The sequence below is a fragment of the Tardiphaga sp. GW822-FHT04G09 genome, from assembly GCF_058800725.1.
The window spans coordinates 469,263-486,220 of sequence record NZ_JBXAMO010000003.1 but is presented as its reverse complement, the minus strand read 5'-3'; the positions used below and the strand labels follow the sequence as shown (position 1 = coordinate 486,220).

The following is a 16,958-nucleotide window of genomic DNA, read 5'->3' as shown; positions in this document are numbered from 1 at the left end:
GTCGTTTTGGCTGCAGCGATTCATAGTTTATTATTAACCAACGGCAGGTTCTGCCGTGGGGCGTTAACAGATGGGGCGTGATTCACGCTGCGTGCGGCGCGTGCAGGGTTATTACACCTGCAGCTCTGGACGTGGACGTTGCAGCCACCCTGTCTGGCTGGGGACTTTATGATGCAATCATCGGTGCAATTTATCTTGGCCTTCGTCGTCGTGCTGGCGCTGATCGGGCTTACCGCCTGGCTGGTGCGCCGATTCGGCGGCAACCGGCTGGGCAACAACGCCAGCCGCGGGCGCTTGCCGCGGCTCGCGGTGATCGACGCCGCCGCCGTGGACGGCCGCCGCCGCCTGGTGCTTGTCCGCCGCGACAATGTCGAACACCTGCTCATGATCGGTGGCCCGTCGGACATCGTCGTCGAGCCCAATATCGTCCGCGCCATGCCCGGCCGCGAGCAGGCGCCGCAGCGCGGTGGCCTCGCCGCCGATGTGGCAAGCCGTGGCCCGTCGTTGCCTGACGCCCCGAGCTGGGCGGAGAGCAACGACTCCGGCTTTGATTCCGAACCGCATGTGCCGGAGCCGGCGCCGCGTCCTGCGCGCCCCTCCTTTATCGAAGAGCCGCGCCGTCCCGTTGCGCCTTTGCCGGAGCGTCGTCCCGATCCGGTCGCCAGCCTCACGCCGCAACCTGCACCGCGCCCCGAACCCGCGCCACGCAGCGACCTTTTTCCGCAGCGGCCGGTTCCGCGAAGTGAAATGCCACGTGCCGAGATACCGCGTAGCGAGACGCCGCGTAGCGAGCCAATGATGCCGCGCCCGATGCGTGCAGATCCGCCGATCCGCACCATGCCGCCCCCCCGCACACCGGACCGTGCTGTTGCCACACCGACACCGCCTGCTCCGGTTGTCGCCGCCCCGGCACCCGCCCCCGTCGTCGCACCACCCGCGACCGCTCCGGCAGCCGCCGTGTCGTCGGCCGATCAGAATCTCGCCGACATGGCGCAGCGCCTCGAAGCAGCCTTGCGCCGCCCTTCGGGCGAGGCCCGTCCGGAGGCTCCGGAGCCTCGTATCGGCGCTCCGTCAGTGGCGCCTGAGGCACCCTCGATCCGTCCAGCCTCGCGGTCGCCGGACGTCTCGATCGCGAGCCCTGCCCGTGCAGAGGCGCCGCCAGTTGCCCCGCCGGTCAAATCGGGTTTTGAGAATCTCGAAGACGAGATGGCCTCCCTGCTGGGACGGCCGAAGTCCAGTTCGTGAGTTCGACGAACCTCCCGCGTAGAGTATTTTTCCTTTCAGTTCTGATCGCCGCCGGGACCCTCACGGGTCCCGCGATGGCGCAGGACATCAGCATCAATCTCGGCGGCGGTGGCGGCGGCGTCACCGAGCGTGCCGTGCAGATGATCGCGTTGTTGACGGTGCTGTCGATCGCACCGTCGATCCTGATCATGATGACATCGTTCACACGCATCGTGGTCGTGCTGTCGCTGCTGCGAACCGCTTTGGGTACAGCGACCGCTCCGCCGAACTCGGTGATCATCGCGCTGGCGATGTTCCTCACGGCTTTCGTGATGGGGCCGGTGCTGCAACGTTCCTATGACGACGGTATCAAGCCGCTGATCTCCAACGACATCACCGTCGAACAGGCCCTGGTGCGCGCATCCATTCCGCTCCGCGGCTTCATGCAGAAGAACGTGCGCGAGAAGGACCTCAAACTGTTCATGGATCTGTCGGGCGAACCGGTCCCCGCGACACCCGAGGACATGTCGCTGCGGATCCTCGTGCCGGCCTTCATGATCTCGGAGTTGAAGCGCGCTTTCGAGATCGGATTCCTGCTGTTCCTGCCATTCCTCATCATCGACCTCGTTGTCGCCTCGGTCTTGATGGCGATGGGCATGATGATGCTGCCACCAGCGGTGGTGTCACTGCCGTTCAAGCTGATCTTCTTCGTGCTGGTGGATGGCTGGTCGCTGGTCGCCGGCAGTCTGGTGCAAAGTTACGGGCAGTAGCGAAGTTCTCGCCTACCGCGTCATCTCGATCTTGCGGACATTGACCACCGGCTGCGGCTTCAGCGAGCCGGTCGGCATCGGATCGGCGCTGGCACCTGGCAGGATCGCCTTGGCGCTGCTTTCCGGGAAGCGCGTCTTCATCTCGCGCAGGAAGCCGTCGAGCGTATCGACGGAGGCGGCCATCTTGGCGATGGCCGCGAATTCCGATGAGTTGGTCGAAGTCGGCTTGCTCGCGGTATCGAAGGCGATCTTGTCGGCACCGACATTCATCAGCGGCGCATATTTTTCGCGGAAGCGCGCGAGACCGAGGGCGTCTTCCGCCAGCGCATAACCCACGACAGCACGGATGATGTCGCTCTTTTCGCTTGGCGTCAGCGGCGAGAAATCCCGCCAGCGGTCGCCGTAATAGAGTTCGATCTGTTCGGAGGCTTCGCGCCAACGCCGCGACGACCAGTAGATATCCGAGCGGAGCCGGATCGCTTCGCGCCCGCTCACATGAGAGATGATGTCCAGCGCCAGCTCACGACGGCCGATATCGCTTTGTGCACGCGCTTCGAGCAGCAGCCGCTGCTGGCGCAGTTCGCCATTGAGATCGGCGATCCGTGTGGTGCGTAGCGCAGCGATGGCGCGATCAGGCTTGCGGGCCATCAGATAGACCATCGACAAACGTGCAGCGACCTGCGAGCGCGCTGCCCCTTCGAGACGGTGATCAACCTGGTATTGCAGAAGTTCAGCCGCCTGATCGAGCAGATCGACGGCCACGAGACGATCCGCAAGACGACGGATCATCTCGTCGCCGCGGCGGCCGATCGGGGTCAGCTCGCGAAACTCGTAGAACATCGCCAGCGCATCGACGGGGGGCAGGCTGTCGCCCTTTGGCGACAGATAAATCTGCGAGAACAGCGCCTGCGCCTCGTCCTGCACCTGGCGCGCAGCTTCGCTGTTGGCCTGGCGTTCGGTGGCCGTGCGGGCGGCCAGCAGCGAGTCATTGTAGCGGCCGAGTTCGGCATACATGCGCGACAGGATCTGCAGCACCTGCACTTCCGTGCCATCGCCCCGCCAGGTCACTGCCAGCACTTCGAGATCATGCAGCGCATCCTCGCCACTGATCTCGTTGCGCTTCTGGCGCAAATTGACTTCGCGCAGCTTGGCTTCCGCTGCGGACTGACGATCCACCGAACCGGTGACGTCCTGATACTTCGACAGCGCATCCTTCTCCCGGCCGAGCGCCTCGTCGAGCCAGCCGCTGAGCAGCATGGCCGCCGGCTTGATCTCCGGCGTGACCCCCACCACTTCAAGTTCGCTGCCGCGCGACGACGCGCCGGCATAGTCCTTCACTTCAAGCGAGGCGCGCAGCGCCAGCATCAAGGCCGCACGTTGCAGATCGGCCGGGAGCGCGGCGAGCATGAACTCGGCATTCTTGAAACGCTCCCGCGCCTCGACCCATTTTTCCTGTTTGGCGTAAGCGAGCGCCTTCCACAATTCACCATCGTAACCCGGCCCGAGCACCGGATTGGCGATATCCTTCAAGGTCTGTTCGGGACGCCCCATCATCGCACTCGCGACCGCATGAACGACCAACGCAACCGGGCTTTCCTCGCCGACCTTGGTGTCCGAGATAGCGAGATCGGCGACGCCCTTGGCCTCGTGATACATGCCGCGCGCCATGTAGAACTTGGCCAGATCCATCCGCGCCTGCAGCAGCGAACTGGCCTCGGCTGAGGTCATCGCGTTGATCAACTCGTCGAAGCGTGCGTTGAATGGGCCTTCCTGATCCTTGCGCCACTGGCCGACATCGAAGATCGGCCGGGCGACCGTCGAGGCGCGTTGCGGCGCTGCGTCGGCGGCGGACAGCGTCAGGCCACCAGGCTTTGTAAGGATCACCTTGTCGATATTGGCCTCAACCGACACGTCGTCGGAGTTCACCTGAACCACAACGCCGTGGATCGATTCCAGCAACGAGAATTCGACGAAGTCCTGCCGGCGGATGAACCCGCGCGATGGCGGCAACGCGGTGATGATGTTGAGCGTATCGCCGGCATCCGGATCGACCAAACGATGCTTGATGCCGGGCTTGGCCAATGGCACCTGCACGCTGGCGCGCGAAGGATCGGCGATGTTTCGCACAGCAGAAAGCGGCAGCGACGGCGTCTGACGTGTATCGGCCAGCATCAGCGACCAGGCCTGTCCCGCGCCGGCGGGGTCGTCGGTCGTGAGCGAGGCCAATTGTGGGCGATTAAGGCGGATGCGGATCGCCTGTCCCTTCTCCAGCGGGATCGTGCTCACATCGGCAATGATCGATCCGCTATCGCGGCGGATCGGCGCGGTATCGATGGGCCGCGTCGAATCTGCCACCAGCCACAGGATATCGCCGCGGCGGAACAGGGCGACTGGCGTTGGCGACGGAAAGGCAAAGGCCATGCGCACGCCATCGCTGCTGCGCTTGACCTCAACCGGCATGCCCGCCGGTTGAGCCGATATAGCAGCAACGGGTGCAGCAACAGGGGCCGCCACAACGACGGGCGAAGGCGGCGGTGTTTCTTTCGCAGGAACTACGACGACAGACTCAGCTGCCGGCGCAGGCCTGGGTGATTCAGCGACCTTGGCCGCCTCGGGCTTTGACTCTTCCGGCTTCGCTGTTGCGACGGGCGCTGCCGGCGCGGCCGCCGCAACCTCGACTTTCTTCTCCGGAACGATCTCTTTCGCGATCATCTGGGAGGTCGGCGGCACGATCTCGCCAGAGCGCTGTGCCGGAATGCTGGCGGGTTTCTCGACCTCGGGAGGCTTCGCCGCGACCGGCGGCTTCTCGTCCGCGGGAACGGCCACCGGCAGCTTGGCCAGCGGCGACGGCTTCTCGTTCTGCTGAAAGCCGATATCGACGACGTAACTCTTGTCCTCGCGGAACGACTTCACATCGACGTCGCCGATCAAGCTGATCTCGACCGCGGTCCGATTACCGTCCATCGCCTGACCGATCGACGCAACATTGGCGGGGGCGGACAGTTTGGCATCGGCGAGATCGAACACCAGACCGGCGTTGAAGGTCAACGTCAGCGTCCTCTCGTTCAATACCGACGACACGCCGACGCCGCCGGTCTCGAACACGAAGCGCACGAAGGTCGGCTGCACGGATGCCCGCACGCGGATCGGCGGCTTCTTCTGACTTTCCGCGACAGCGCGTTGCTGGCGCAAGGCGCGCTCTGCCGCGCGCGCACGCTCCGACAATTCCTTGACCACATCCTGCGGCAAACCGGGCGGCATGCCCTTCCAGGTATCGGGCAACAGATCGATGAAGATGCGCTCGCCCGCCGTCATCGAATTGACGGTCACCCTGCGTGATAGTGCGAGACGGATTGCCGTGCCATCGGGATCGCGGCGTGCGGAGCCGATATAGTCGGGAGCGGCGTCGCCGAGAATCTCGACGGGAATATCGACCGGCCGCTTGAAGCGGACGACGAGAATGGTGCCGGCCTGCGTCACCTCGGACTCCACGTCCTCGGCGAGCTTCAGTACGATGCGGGCATAGCCGCCCGACGTACCCATGCTGGCAGTGCCCCTTACCGCTTGCGCAGATGCGGCATCCGGGAACGACAGCGCAAGACAGACAATGCCCGCGACGACCGCACAACGCCGAACGGCCCGCGTCCATGCGCGAGCTTGCGTCCAACATGCAACGGCAGCCGTCCGTGCCATTCAGAAGTGTCTCTCAGCCCGATGCTCGAAGGACGGTCGTCCGCCCTGTGTCGAATCTAGATTCCGCGCTCTAAGGATTTGTTAATTAATTTCTTTAATTCCGGCCCTGCTGGATCGGCCTGCCTTCGATCTTGGGCAATTCCACCGCCGCGGCAGATCGTTCGCCGCCCGATGCGCGGCGCGCCAGTTCGACGGTGAGGCGTTCAGCGGCCTCCGGCTGCATCAGACCGAGAATGTCCGACATTTTTCGCGGCGCTATCTGCGAGGCGATCTCGAACAGCACCGGCATTTCCAGCCGGTCGAAGATCTTCGCGGCGTCCTTCGGCTTCATGCTTTCATACATGGTGACGATGCCTTTGAAGCGGGCGGCGTCGACTTCACTTTTCTGGTCATTCGCCGTCTTGATACCGGCTTCGACGCCCTTCAATTCATCGACGCGGGTTTCGATGCGTTTCTCGGCGGCCTTCAGCAGGCTCTCGCGAATGTCGATCTCGCGGGCACGCGCTTCCAGCTCCTGACGGCGCGCTTGCAGCCGTTCGAGGATCGCGCGTTCGGCGGGCGAGACCTGAGGAGACAGTTCGACAGGCGGGTTGCTGGTCGGTTCGATCGCTGCAGGCGCTGCCACCGCGGGCTTCGGCTCTTCCTTCTTGGCTGACACCGAGCCGGTAATGTCGCCGTCTGCCGGCTTGCCGCCCGGGAAGTTGAACATCTCCTGCGCCCACGATCCTTTCGCAGGCTGCGGCTGCGGATCGTAGTTGAACACGTAGCCGCCATCGATCACCAGGCCGGCGATCTTGAGAATCGCCAGCCCGAAAACTGCCACCAACACGACAGGAAGAATACGAACGTCCCGAAAAGCTTTCATGCAGCGATGCCGTCAGGCCTCCTGCGCTCGGCGAACGCCTGCGCTGCCGCGGCATTGGCCCGCGCCGCGGACACCCGCGGTGCATCTGGGTCGGTTTCGGTGAGCGGCCGTGCCGCCACCGCTATCTTCGACAGCCGGCGCACGACAGCGTCGCCCTCGGCGAGCTGGGCTTTCAGTTGATCGGCCAGCGCGGTTGCGGCCGAAATCTGGCTGCCGAGATTCTCATTGACGTCGCGCACGGTATGCTTGAGGCCGCCGATCGCACGCTCGGCGATCTCGGTCACGGTGATGAGCTCGCCGATCGTCGCCTTCAGCGATTGTTCGTCCGCCTTGAGGCGCTTCAGGCGTTTATTGAGCAACATGCAATAGGCGATGGTCAGCATCAGAAGCACCGCAACCAGGCCCTCGATCACAATTCCTAATGAATGACTCATTGTGCCTCCATCAATTTGGTTTGCTCATCGGCCTTCTCAAACATGGCGAAGGTCGTGTTAGGCTTGCGCAATTGTTTCGTGACTCGAATGGCAACGCGGTCGCCGACGCGGCCCATGCGACCTTCAGTCAAGGTCACAGATCCACATCGTACGGCAACAAGGGCATCCGCCCGCATCTCCAGCGGCAGCGTATCGCCCACCTTGAGAAGCATCAGCTGCTTCAACGGGATCTCCGCCTCATACAGCACGGCGTCGACGGCGATCTCGGCCTGAGCAATTTCAGTGGCGAGATGGCTTTCCCAGATCGGATCACGGCCGAATTTTTCGCCCATGAACATCTGCATGAGCACGGCGCGGATCGGTTCGATCGTCGCATAGGGCAGCAGCAATTCGATATTGCCGCCGCGGTCTTCCATATCGATATGCAGGCGCACCAGGATGGCGGCGTTGGCCGGACGGCTGATGGCGGCGAAACGCGGATTGGTCTCAAGCCGGTCGATGGTGAAGGCCACGGGCGACAGTGGCCGGAACGCCTGCTCGGCATCGGCCAGCACGACTTCGATCAGGCGCTTCACCAGATTGGTTTCGATGGTGGTATAGGGACGGCCCTCGATGCGCAGCGAGGCCTGACCACGACGACCGCCGAGCAACACGTCGATCATCGAATAGATCAGGCTGGAATCGACGGTGGCCAGGCCGAAGTTTTCCCACTCCTCTGCCTTGAACACGCACAGCACGGCAGGCAGCGGAATCGAGTTCATATAGTCGCCGAAGCGCACCGACGTGATGCGATCGAGCGAGACCTCGACGTTGTCGGAGGTGAAATTGCGCAGGCTCGTGGTCATCAACCGCACCAGACGGTCGAACACGATTTCGAGCATCGGCAGACGCTCATACGACACCATCGAGGAATCGATGATGGCGCGAATGCCGGAATTCTCGTCGAGATGGACCTCGTTGACGCTGAAACCGAGGAGGTTGTCGATTTCTTCCTGCGAGAGAACGCGCTCGCCGCCGCTCTTGCCGCCGCCGATATCGCGGCCGCCGTCCTCGACCATGGCGGCCCATTGCTCCGCCATGGTGCCGGTGAGCTCGTTTTCGGCAGCCGCTTTCGCCGCCTCAACGGGATCCTCTGAATCCAGAGAAGCTTCCCATTCGGCGGCAATTGCGTCCTGATCGACCTGTTCGGTAGACATCAGCCTAAATCCAATTCCTCACTGAATGAGGATTTCCTTGAACAGCACAGCGTTCACGTGATGAGGAGAGATCGCGGCATTGACGCGCCGCGTCAGCTCTTCCTTCAGCCGAAACATGCCAACGGAGCCGTTCAGATCGGTGGTGCGGAGTTCGCGGAGATAAACCTGGAACATGTCGGTGATGCGCGGCATCGACGGCGTGATCTGCGCCACCAACGGCGCTTCCTTGACCTCGAGCACGATCTTGGCCTTGAGATATTGCACGCGCTCGCCGGGCTGACCGGCAAGGTTCACCAGAATCTCCGGCACATCGATGAAGGCGAGCGGCTTCGCAGCCGGCGCCGCCTCTTTCTTCTCTTCCTTGGGGTGCCCCTTCAGGAAGAACCAGCCGCCACTGCCCGCTGCAAGCACCAGCACGCCTACGACGATTGCGATCAGCTTGAATTTGCTCTTGGGAGCTGCCGCCTCGTCCCCGGCCGGGGTGTTTTCTGAAGTTTCCGTATCCGCCATCGCCTGCCCGTCCGGGGTTGGGATGAGCTCGATGCTGCAAAGCAGGCTTTAAAGACGCGATACAAATGCTGCCAGCGCCCAAGGCCCTGTGTGATCGTGACGCTAGGTCGCAATGGTTAACGGAATCTTTCTTTTGACGCTCAACTAGGAAAATTCTGCCGGCAAATATGGTCAACAAGACCTTTCTGCCGGCCGTTTTCGCGCCTCAAAAACTACCAACAAATTGAAAGATATCACCTTTTTGGCTTGGCACGACTTTCGCTACTAAGTCTGCGAACCGCGGCTTGGGAGAGCTGTGCGGTTTACGGGATCCACGGCGAGCTTGGGAGAGCGAACCGCGGGAACTTAGGGGAGAACCACCGATGGAGAATATGCTTCTCGTCGGACTGTCGCGGCAGATGACGCTCCAGCGTCAGATGGACGTCGTGGCGAACAACATTGCGAATATCAACACCTCGGGCTTCAAGGCCGAGCGGACGATGTTCGAGGAGTATCTGAGCCCGGGCGCGCGCGAAGACAATTTCGTCGGCCGCGATCGCCGCGTGTCCTTCGTACAGGACCGCGCCACCATGCATGATTTCGCCGGTGGCGCCCTCGAACAGACCAAGAATCCGCTGGATGTCGCCATCGACGGCAACGCTTTCCTGGCGGTGCAGACCCCGAACGGCGAGCGCTATACCCGCGACGGCGGCCTGCAGATCAATTCGCAGGGCCAGCTCGTGACAGCGGCGGGCGCACCGGTGCTCGGTGCCAACGGCCCGATCGTATTCCAGCAGACCGACCACGACATCAACATCTCGCAGGACGGAACGGTCACGGTGCTCGAAGGCATCAACCGCATCGACTCCGTGCGCGGCAAGATTCGCATGGTCAACTTCGCGCAGCCCCAGCAACTGGTGAAGGAAGGCTCCAACCTGTTCTCGGCCGGTCCCGGCGCCAATCCGCAGCCGTCCACCACGTCGAAGCTCAATCAGGGCTTTATCGAAAAGTCCAACGTCAACTCGGTTGTCGAAATGACCCGGATGATCGACGTCACCCGCGCCTATACCGAGCTGTCCAACATGCTGCAGTCGCAGGGCGACGCGCGGCGCACCGCCATCGAAAAACTTGCCGACGTTCCGGCTTAAGGAATCTGACCCATGCGCGCTCTTTACACTGCAGCGACCGGGATGGCGGCCCAGGAACTTAACGTCCAGGTCATCTCGAACAATATCGCCAACATGCGCACGACCGGCTTCAAGAAGCAGCGGGCGGCGTTCCAGGACCTCATCTACGATCACGTCCGCCGCGTCGGCGCGCAGGCATCGGATCAGGGCACGGTCATTCCGGTCGGCGTCGATATCGGCGGCGGCGTGAAGACCGTCGGTACTCCGCGCATGATGACCCAGGGCACGCTGTCGGCAACCGGCGGCGACCTCGATATCGCCGTCCGCGGCGAAGGCTTCTTCAAGATCCAGCTCACCGATGGCACCTTCGCCTATACCCGCGACGGTACGTTTTCCACGGACCAGCAGGGCCGCATCGTCAACGCGCAGGGCAACCTGCTGCAGCCAACGATCTCGATTCCCCAGGCGTCGTCGCAACTCTCGATCAATGCGCAGGGCCAGGTCTCGGTGATCGTGCCGGGTTCAACGACCCCGACCGTGCTCGGCCAGATCAGCCTCACCCGCTTCATCAACAAGGCCGGCCTCAATTCGATCGGCGACAACCTGTTCACCGAAACACCGGCCTCCGGCCCGCCGCAGGACGGCGTCGCCAATGCCGACGGCTTCGGCGACATGCAGCAGCGCAACCTCGAAATGGCCAATGTCGAAGTCGTCACTGAAATCTCGGACCTGATCGCCGCACAGCGCGCCTATGAGATGAACGCCAAGGTCATCAGCGCGGCGGATCAGATGCTGCAATCCACCGCCGGCATGTTCCGCTGAGGAGAATGATCATGACATCAGCCATGCGCTCGCTTCTCCTCGCCACCGCCCTGCTCGCTGCAGCGGCCACCGCTGCGCTCGGCCAGGCACAGCGCGACGAGGTCATCGCATCGCCGATGCTGCGCGCCAATGTCACGGTGTCCAGCGACGTGGTGCGGATTGGCGACGTTATCGACAATGCCGGCCCCACCGCGCAGATCGCGATCTATCGGGCGCCCGACCTCGGCACCGTCGGCACGCTGTCGACCGCGCAGGTGATTGCAGCGCTGCGGCAGCATCAGGTGATCGGCGTCGATACGCGCGAACTCAAGTCCATCACCGTGACGCGGCTGTCGCGCAGCATCGACAGCAAGGATATCGAGAACCAGGTCGCGCAGGCGCTGGAGAACCGCCACGGCCTTGGTGCCGCCGCCAATCTCAGCCTCACTTTCGACCGCGAAGTCCAGGGCCTGCAGCTCGACGCCAGCAATACCGGCGCGTTGCAGCCCATCGCAGTTCGGTTCGACGCGCGCAGCGGCCGTTTCGACGTCACCTTTGCGATCGGCAATGACTCCAACGTGTCTGCCACCAAGCTGCGCTTCACCGGCAGCGCTGTCGAGACCGTGGAAGCGGCGGTGCTGGTCCGCGGCGTCGAACGCAACGAAGTGCTGAAATCTTCCGATGTTGTCATCGAGCGTCGCCCGAAAGCCGAAGTCGGTAACGATGGGGTAACGCGCGACCGCGCCGTGGGCATGCAGAGCCGCCGCCAATTGCGCGCCGGTCAGGCAATCCGCAATGCCGACCTCGCCAAGCCTGACCTCGTCACCCGCGATCAGGCGGTGACGCTGATCTACGAAACTGCCGGGCTTTATCTCACGCTGCGCGGCAAGGCCATCGAAGGCGGCACCGAAGGCGACGTCGTCAACGTGATCAACCTGCAGTCCAAGCGCACCGTCTCCGGCGTCGTGGTTGGTCGCGGCCAGGTCGCCGTCTCCGCTCCGTCCCCGCGTCTCCCCGCGCAAGTCGAAACACCTGCTCCCGCTCCTACACCTTCCCGCGAGTCTCTCCCGTCCGAAAAAATCTCCCAGGCCAAACCTCCCCTGGCCAGCTCTCCCGCTGCCACCTCTCCCGTCGCTCTCGCTGCCAACGACCACGCGCCTGTCTCTCGAAAAGCTGAGTAAAGTTGATGTTCCAGTTCCATCGTCCCTTCGCCACCGGCGCTGCGCTTCTTACGGTCGGCCTTGCTGCCAGCGGCTGTTCATCGATCGACCGCCTCGCCTCCATCGGCGAGAAGCCTGCGCTCACAGCGATTGAAAACCCGACGACACAGCCCGGCTACAAGCCGGTGCAGATGCCAATGCCAAAGCCGGAGGTCGCATCCTACAACGCCAACTCCCTGTGGCGCAGCGGATCGCGCGCGTTTTTCAAGGATCAGCGTGCGCGCCAGATCGGCGACATTCTGACGGTCACCGTGAACTTCACCGACAAGGCCAATATCGCCAACGAGACACAGCGCAGCCGTACCAATACGGAAAACTCGGGCATCACCGACTTTGCGGGCAGCAAGCTGCTGACAGGTTCGGCCGCCTCGGTCCTGCCCGGTCGCCTGCTGACGGCTGATGGATCGTCGTCGAGCGACGGCAAGGGATCGGTGGCACGGCAGGAAGCCTTACAGACCAGCGTCGCCGCTGTCGTCACGCAATTGCTGCCGAACGGCAATCTGGTGGTCGAGGGCAAGCAGGAAATCCGAGTCAACTACGAAATCCGCGAACTGATCGTCGCAGGTATCGTGCGTCCTGAAGACATTCAGAGCGACAACACCATCGACAGCGCGAAGATCGCGCAGGCCCGCATCGCGTATGGCGGCCGCGGGCAGATTTCGGACGTCCAGCAACCGCGCTACGGCCAGCAAGTGATGGACGTGTTGCTGCCCTTCTAACGTTACGAACTCCCACATCTCATCGTGCTCCCACGCGATGAGATGTTCACGCGCGGCCTTCCGTCAGCTCCCCTGACGGAAGGCCGTCGTCGTTCCGGGCAGAATCGAAACGCGGCCAGGCGAAGCGCTGAACGTCAGCTTTTGAAATCCACCTCGACGCTGCCGAGGCCGAGCAATTCCATCCGGACGTGATCTCCGGCATTGAGCCACGCCGTCTGCACGAGGCTGCCGGTGAGGACGAATTCTCCGGCCAGCAACACCTTGCCGCTGGCTGCGAGATGGTTGGCCAACCATGCCAGTGCGTGATGCGGATGGCCGAGTACATCGGCGCCAGTGCCGCGCCCCACTTCGACGCCGTTGATGACAGCGCGGCCAATCACCGACAGAAGGTCAGGCGCCTTGCCGCGTGTAACAGGCGCACCTAGAACACATCCTGCTGCAAAGAAATCATCCGCGATCAGTGTCGGCGCATCCATACTGCGCCAGTCTGCATAACGATCATCGACAAGCTCGATGGCGGGATAGTACGCCTCGATCGAGGATGCGATCGTCTCCGCAGTGAACGGTTCATCGGATGGCACAGCGTCACGTCCAAGGCGGACTGCAATTTCGCACTCGACGCCGACATGGACATAGTTGCCATAGCGGAGAGATGCTCCGGTGGCATGCACGCCGCTCATATATAGGCCGCCCGCGCAGGGATGCGGGATGCCGAGATATTGCTGCATCACCGGGCTCGTGCAGCCGATCTTGTGACCGACCTGCGTGCCGAAATCCGGCGCCAGCAAATCATGCAATGCGTCCTGTACCCAATACCCCTCGGTTTCGTCACGTAAGACCGCTTCTGGCGGCAATACCGACAACGGCGAGCGGTTGCGGCGTGCGTAAGCAAGAATCTCCGCAATCGCCAGAGCTTTGTCCATTGGAGGTCCCTTCGCCTGTCGGACGGCTAATGCCGAGACACAGGCAGAACGGGTACCGATCGCCATCAGGCTTTGCAACCTGACGCGACGTCGATGAATGATATCGACACGATATCTATGCGGCGCCCATCAAGATCTTGAAGCTCAACCGAAGACCTTGGTCAGGTCTTCATGAAGCCGACGCATCCCCGCGGGCCCGGTGAAGATTTCCTTCACCTCGGCCAGAGCTTCCGTAGTCAGGACATCTTCGGAACGCCGGCCCTGCGCTGCAGTCGCCAGGATGCGCGACGCGATGGCAGCCTGATTGCAGGATGTGCGGTGCTGCTCAGGCACCTTCGCGACCACCTTCTGGAGTACATTGCGCATCAACGCGATCGTATCGGGATCATAAGAGGCAGGCGCAGCCATAGTTCATCCTCCCTTTTTTCTGGATCCAGCCTACGTCCTATTGGGGAATGATGACGTTCATATTCGCGTGTTTTGGAATGGCATCGTGCTGCAGTGCAGTGATCGCAACATGTTGCAATGCACTGCTTGCGCAATGGCGCACAATTCGGAATTTCGAAATGAAAACGGCCGCCCGATGGGCGGCCGTTTGGCATCTGAAAGACTATTCGTCGCGATAGACCTTTTCGCGCTTCTCGTGGCGCTCCTGGGCTTCCACGGAGAGTGTAGCGATCGGGCGGGCTTCAAGCCGCTTCAGCGAAATCGGCTCCCCGGTCTCCTCGCAATAGCCGTAGGTGTTGTCCTCGATGCGTAGCAGCGCGGCGTCGATCTTGGAGATCAGCTTGCGCTGCCGGTCGCGCGCCCGCAGTTCGATAGCGCGGTCGGTTTCCGACGACGCCCGGTCGGCGAGGTCGGGGTGATTGACGTTCTCCTCCTGCAGGGCCTGCAGGGTGAGCTTCGATTCACGGAGGATTTCTTCCTTCCAGGCCAGCAATTTCGCGCGGAAATAGTCGCGCTGCCGGTCGTTCATGAAAGGCTCTTTTTCGGAGGGGCGATAGCTTTTCAACTTGTCCAAGGCCAATCCATCTATGCGTGCAAGGCGCCGGAAATGACCGGCCGCGCCGCAGCTTATATAGCTACGCCATGTGACAGACAATAACGTCCGGATACCTCCGGAATGGCCATCCACCGTGAGGTTTCACCCCGGGAACTCCGCCGCTGCAGCGGTTAGAAGCTCCGGAGCCGGGCCTTGGTGACGGACCTGTTCAGGGGGTATGAGCAGTATTTGCGGGGGTTCGAACGCGGCTTCGGGAGGCTCGGGACGACCTAAACCTGGCCAGCCTTGGCCAGCTCGACTTCGACCCGCAGTTCGATTTCGGACAGCACTGCGTCCAGACCGGGCTCGCCGGATGATTCCTTGAGGTTGGCTGCCGCACTGCGCAGCCGCGCCACCATGGCCGGATTGATCGAGCCCGTGAGCAGACCGATCTTGAGTTCGTCGAGGACATCGAGCGCACCGCGGCCGCGCTTCACCGAGCGCTTGCGGCGCTCCATGGGATCTTCGACGCTCTGCATGGCCAGAAGCGCATCGATACTGTTGGCCGCCCGGGGCGCTACCGTCGGTCGGGTCTCGGAGGTCGGTGTCGTATCCGGCAGCGAGAACCCGCTCGAACTGGTTTTCTTCGCTCCTGACGACGGAGCTCCGAATGTGGTGCCGTTCGGTCCGTAAATGCGCATCGGCGTGTCCAGCGAGGGTGATGGCCGATCCCGGCCCACGGCGGCTTGCCGTTCGCTCAGTACCATCGCGAGCGTAAACGGGCCTCCATCCGGAAAGGTCGTCTTTTATGGTTAATCAATCGTAAACAGCCCGGCAAAATCTGCCGCGGGCGGCACTTTCGCCGGGGCCAAGGCAGGCACGCGCTCCAGCGAAATTCGTAATTCAACATAAAATTCAATACCTTAAGCCTCGGAAAATCACTGGCACGGCACTCGCATAGGGAAGGCTGGATCGTCGTCATGGGAGTGGCGAGCGGTCCAGTGAAGACCTCAGCGGGGAGCAGAGGATGCCGAGCCTACCTTCGATCCGATTCTGTCAGACGGCCTGTGCGGTGCTGCTCGTGCTGCTCGTGCAGGCGGTGTCGGCACATGCGACGTCGCGGATCAAGGATCTCGCCAATATCGAGGGCGTCCGGCAGAACCAGCTGATCGGCTACGGCCTCGTGGTCGGCCTCAACGGCACCGGCGATACCCTCAACAACATCCCGTTTACCCGGCAATCGCTGCAGGCGATGCTGGAACGCATGGGCGTCAATATCCGCGGCCAGACGCTGCGCACCGGCAACGTGGCCGCCGTGATGGTCACCGGTAACCTGCCCGCCTTCGGCACTCAGGGCACCCGCATGGACGTCACCGTCTCGGCGCTCGGCGATGCCAAGAACCTGACCGGCGGCACCCTGCTGGTCACCCCCCTGCTCGGCGCCGACGGCAACGTCTATGCCGTCGCCCAGGGCTCCCTCGCCATCAACGGCTTTGCCGCCGAAGGCGCCGCCGCCAGTATCACCCGCGGCGTGCCGACTGTTGGTCGCATCGCCAATGGCGCCATTATCGAGCGCGAGATCGAGTTCGCGCTGAACCGCCTGCCCAATGTGCGCCTCGCTTTGCGCAACCCTGACTTCACCACGGCCAAGCGCATTGCGGCCGCCGTTAACGATTTCCTGGGATCCAAGACCGCCGAGCCGATCGATCCTTCCACCGTGCAGATGTCGATCCCGCCGGAGTTCAAGGGCAACGTCGTTGCGCTGCTCACCGAGATCGAGCAGCTGCAGGTCGAACCGGATCTGGCCGCCAAGATCATCATCGACGAACGCTCCGGCATCATCGTGATGGGCCGCGACGTCCGCGTCGCTACCGTCGCCGTGGCGCAAGGCAATCTCACCGTGACGATTTCGGAGAGCGCCAATGTCAGCCAGCCCAATGCATTCTCCAATGGCCGCACTGTCGCCACGCCGAGCACGCGCGTCGGCGTGACCGAGGACGGCAAGAAGTTCGCTTTGGTGAAGGACGGCGTCTCGCTGCAGCAGCTCGTCGATGGTCTCAACGGTCTGGGCATCGGCCCGCGCGACCTGATCGGCATCCTGCAGGCCATCAAGGCCGCGGGCGCCATCCAGGCCGACATCGAGGTGATGTGATGAACGTCAACACCGCCGTCGCCGCCTATCAGGCCAAGCACCCGACGATCAACGGCCGCCCCGATCAGACGCTGATCGATGCCCTGCAGAAAGTGTCGCCGCAAGCTCAGGCCAAGACGCGCAAGCAGTCCGAAGACTTCGAGGCGATGTTCATCAACACGATGTTCTCGCAGATGACATCGGGCATCAAGGGCGAAGGCCCGTTCGGCGACACCACCGGCACCGGCGCATGGCGCTCGATGCTGACAGACGAATATTCGAAGTCGTTCGCCAAGGCTGGCGGCGTCGGCATCTCCAACGAAGTCTTTCGTTCGCTCATCATCCAGCAGGCCAACCGCGCCAGCTGATCGCAGAGGACACCGC

Annotated in this window: 17 protein-coding genes; 8 read left to right on the top strand and 9 right to left on the bottom strand. The window is 62.7% G+C overall.

Going from position 1 to position 16,958, the window contains the following annotated elements:
• Nucleotides 1-168: 168 nt before the first annotated feature.
• Nucleotides 169-1,245, top strand: coding sequence for a flagellar biosynthetic protein FliO (locus AC1RLZ_RS08930; RefSeq protein WP_493188356.1), 1,077 nt, complete (start codon nt 169-171; stop codon nt 1,243-1,245).
• Nucleotides 1,242-1,994 carry a flagellar type III secretion system pore protein FliP gene (gene fliP, locus AC1RLZ_RS08925; RefSeq protein ID WP_371423821.1) on the top strand — a complete coding sequence of 251 codons (753 nt, stop codon included), beginning with the start codon at nt 1,242-1,244 and terminating at the stop codon, nt 1,992-1,994. The genes AC1RLZ_RS08930 and fliP overlap by 4 nt, the downstream gene beginning before the upstream one ends.
• Nucleotides 1,995-2,006: 12 nt before the next feature.
• Here fliP and AC1RLZ_RS08920 read toward each other — a convergent pair whose 3' ends face one another.
• From AC1RLZ_RS08920 to fliL, 5 genes are all read right to left on the bottom strand, one after another.
• A complete protein-coding gene (locus tag AC1RLZ_RS08920) occupies nt 2,007-5,537 on the bottom strand; it encodes a tetratricopeptide repeat protein (protein ID WP_493188355.1) in 3,531 nt (1,176 codons plus the stop codon).
• A 244-nt stretch (nt 5,538-5,781) separates the two neighbouring features.
• Complete coding sequence (locus tag AC1RLZ_RS08915) at nt 5,782-6,552, bottom strand: MotE family protein (protein WP_493188354.1); 771 nt, start codon at nt 6,550-6,552, stop codon at nt 5,782-5,784.
• Nucleotides 6,549-6,986 (bottom strand): DUF6468 domain-containing protein, encoded by a 438-nt coding sequence (locus AC1RLZ_RS08910; protein ID WP_493188353.1) that lies wholly within the window; start codon nt 6,984-6,986, stop codon nt 6,549-6,551. Before AC1RLZ_RS08910 ends, AC1RLZ_RS08915 begins: the two co-directional genes overlap by 4 nt.
• The gene (fliM, locus tag AC1RLZ_RS08905; protein ID WP_493188352.1) at nt 6,983-8,182 is read right to left on the bottom strand and encodes a flagellar motor switch protein FliM; all 1,200 of its coding nucleotides are present in this window, start codon (nt 8,180-8,182) and stop codon (nt 6,983-6,985) included. The genes AC1RLZ_RS08910 and fliM overlap by 4 nt, the downstream gene beginning before the upstream one ends.
• Nucleotides 8,183-8,200: 18 nt before the next feature.
• Nucleotides 8,201-8,692: a flagellar basal body-associated protein FliL gene (gene fliL, locus AC1RLZ_RS08900; protein WP_493188351.1), complete on the bottom strand. Its 492-nt coding sequence runs from the start codon at nt 8,690-8,692 to the stop codon at nt 8,201-8,203.
• Between the two features lie 362 nt (nt 8,693-9,054).
• Here fliL and flgF point away from each other — a divergent pair, with 362 nt between their 5' ends.
• From flgF to flgH, 4 genes are read left to right on the top strand one after another with little or no spacing between them, the layout of a single operon-like run.
• Nucleotides 9,055-9,819: a flagellar basal-body rod protein FlgF gene (flgF, locus tag AC1RLZ_RS08895; RefSeq protein WP_493188350.1), complete on the top strand. Its 765-nt coding sequence runs from the start codon at nt 9,055-9,057 to the stop codon at nt 9,817-9,819.
• A 12-nt stretch (nt 9,820-9,831) separates the two neighbouring features.
• Nucleotides 9,832-10,620 carry a flagellar basal-body rod protein FlgG gene (gene flgG, locus AC1RLZ_RS08890; protein ID WP_116662906.1) on the top strand — a complete coding sequence of 263 codons (789 nt, stop codon included), beginning with the start codon at nt 9,832-9,834 and terminating at the stop codon, nt 10,618-10,620.
• A gap of 11 nt (nt 10,621-10,631) precedes the next feature.
• A complete protein-coding gene (gene flgA, locus AC1RLZ_RS08885; protein WP_371423814.1) occupies nt 10,632-11,780 on the top strand; it encodes a flagellar basal body P-ring formation chaperone FlgA in 1,149 nt (382 codons plus the stop codon).
• Nucleotides 11,781-11,785: 5 nt separating this feature from the next.
• A complete protein-coding gene (gene flgH, locus AC1RLZ_RS08880; RefSeq protein WP_068736258.1) occupies nt 11,786-12,538 on the top strand; it encodes a flagellar basal body L-ring protein FlgH in 753 nt (250 codons plus the stop codon).
• A gap of 134 nt (nt 12,539-12,672) precedes the next feature.
• On the opposite strand, the gene AC1RLZ_RS08875 is transcribed toward flgH, so the two are convergent.
• The 4 genes from AC1RLZ_RS08875 to AC1RLZ_RS08860 all read right to left on the bottom strand — a co-directional run bounded on the left by AC1RLZ_RS08875 (nt 12,673) and on the right by AC1RLZ_RS08860 (nt 15,144).
• Nucleotides 12,673-13,461 (bottom strand): 2-keto-4-pentenoate hydratase, encoded by a 789-nt coding sequence (locus AC1RLZ_RS08875; RefSeq protein ID WP_493188349.1) that lies wholly within the window; start codon nt 13,459-13,461, stop codon nt 12,673-12,675.
• Between the two features lie 144 nt (nt 13,462-13,605).
• Nucleotides 13,606-13,869 carry a hypothetical protein gene (locus tag AC1RLZ_RS08870; protein ID WP_158005716.1) on the bottom strand — a complete coding sequence of 88 codons (264 nt, stop codon included), beginning with the start codon at nt 13,867-13,869 and terminating at the stop codon, nt 13,606-13,608.
• Nucleotides 13,870-14,071: 202 nt separating this feature from the next.
• Entirely contained in the window at nt 14,072-14,482 is a 411-nt protein-coding gene (dksA, locus tag AC1RLZ_RS08865) for an RNA polymerase-binding protein DksA (protein WP_068735634.1), read from the bottom strand.
• Nucleotides 14,483-14,733: 251 nt separating this feature from the next.
• Nucleotides 14,734-15,144, bottom strand: a complete 411-nt coding sequence (locus AC1RLZ_RS08860) for a flagellar assembly protein FliX (RefSeq protein ID WP_493188348.1) — start codon at nt 15,142-15,144, stop codon at nt 14,734-14,736.
• Between the two features lie 326 nt (nt 15,145-15,470).
• On the opposite strand from AC1RLZ_RS08860, the gene AC1RLZ_RS08855 reads away from it, so the two are divergent.
• Nucleotides 15,471-16,595 (top strand): flagellar basal body P-ring protein FlgI, encoded by a 1,125-nt coding sequence (locus AC1RLZ_RS08855; protein WP_092146408.1) that lies wholly within the window; start codon nt 15,471-15,473, stop codon nt 16,593-16,595.
• On the top strand, nt 16,595-16,942 hold the full coding sequence (gene flgJ, locus AC1RLZ_RS08850; protein ID WP_439092130.1) for a flagellar assembly peptidoglycan hydrolase FlgJ: 348 nt from the start codon (nt 16,595-16,597) through the stop codon (nt 16,940-16,942). The genes AC1RLZ_RS08855 and flgJ overlap by 1 nt, the downstream gene beginning before the upstream one ends.
• Nucleotides 16,943-16,958 lie beyond the last annotated feature (16 nt).

What these genes read in the sequence shown, in the direction of transcription:
- AC1RLZ_RS08930 (WP_493188356.1), top strand. Translation starts at nt 169, where the DNA reads ATGATGCAATCATCGGTGCAATTTATCTTGGCCTTCGTCGTCGTGCTG.
- AC1RLZ_RS08920 (WP_493188355.1), bottom strand. Translation starts at nt 5,537, where the DNA reads ATGGGTACGTCGGGCGGCTATGCCCGCATCGTACTGAAGCTCGCCGAG.
- AC1RLZ_RS08915 (WP_493188354.1), bottom strand. Translation starts at nt 6,552, where the DNA reads ATGAAAGCTTTTCGGGACGTTCGTATTCTTCCTGTCGTGTTGGTGGCA.
- AC1RLZ_RS08910 (WP_493188353.1), bottom strand. Translation starts at nt 6,986, where the DNA reads ATGAGTCATTCATTAGGAATTGTGATCGAGGGCCTGGTTGCGGTGCTT.
- fliM (WP_493188352.1), bottom strand. Translation starts at nt 8,182, where the DNA reads ATGTCTACCGAACAGGTCGATCAGGACGCAATTGCCGCCGAATGGGAA.
- fliL (WP_493188351.1), bottom strand. Translation starts at nt 8,692, where the DNA reads ATGGCGGATACGGAAACTTCAGAAAACACCCCGGCCGGGGACGAGGCG.
- flgF (WP_493188350.1), top strand. Translation starts at nt 9,055, where the DNA reads ATGGAGAATATGCTTCTCGTCGGACTGTCGCGGCAGATGACGCTCCAG.
- flgG (WP_116662906.1), top strand. Translation starts at nt 9,832, where the DNA reads ATGCGCGCTCTTTACACTGCAGCGACCGGGATGGCGGCCCAGGAACTT.
- flgA (WP_371423814.1), top strand. Translation starts at nt 10,632, where the DNA reads ATGACATCAGCCATGCGCTCGCTTCTCCTCGCCACCGCCCTGCTCGCT.
- flgH (WP_068736258.1), top strand. Translation starts at nt 11,786, where the DNA reads ATGTTCCAGTTCCATCGTCCCTTCGCCACCGGCGCTGCGCTTCTTACG.
- AC1RLZ_RS08875 (WP_493188349.1), bottom strand. Translation starts at nt 13,461, where the DNA reads ATGGACAAAGCTCTGGCGATTGCGGAGATTCTTGCTTACGCACGCCGC.
- AC1RLZ_RS08870 (WP_158005716.1), bottom strand. Translation starts at nt 13,869, where the DNA reads ATGGCTGCGCCTGCCTCTTATGATCCCGATACGATCGCGTTGATGCGC.
- AC1RLZ_RS08860 (WP_493188348.1), bottom strand. Translation starts at nt 15,144, where the DNA reads ATGCGCATTTACGGACCGAACGGCACCACATTCGGAGCTCCGTCGTCA.
- AC1RLZ_RS08855 (WP_092146408.1), top strand. Translation starts at nt 15,471, where the DNA reads ATGCCGAGCCTACCTTCGATCCGATTCTGTCAGACGGCCTGTGCGGTG.
- flgJ (WP_439092130.1), top strand. Translation starts at nt 16,595, where the DNA reads ATGAACGTCAACACCGCCGTCGCCGCCTATCAGGCCAAGCACCCGACG.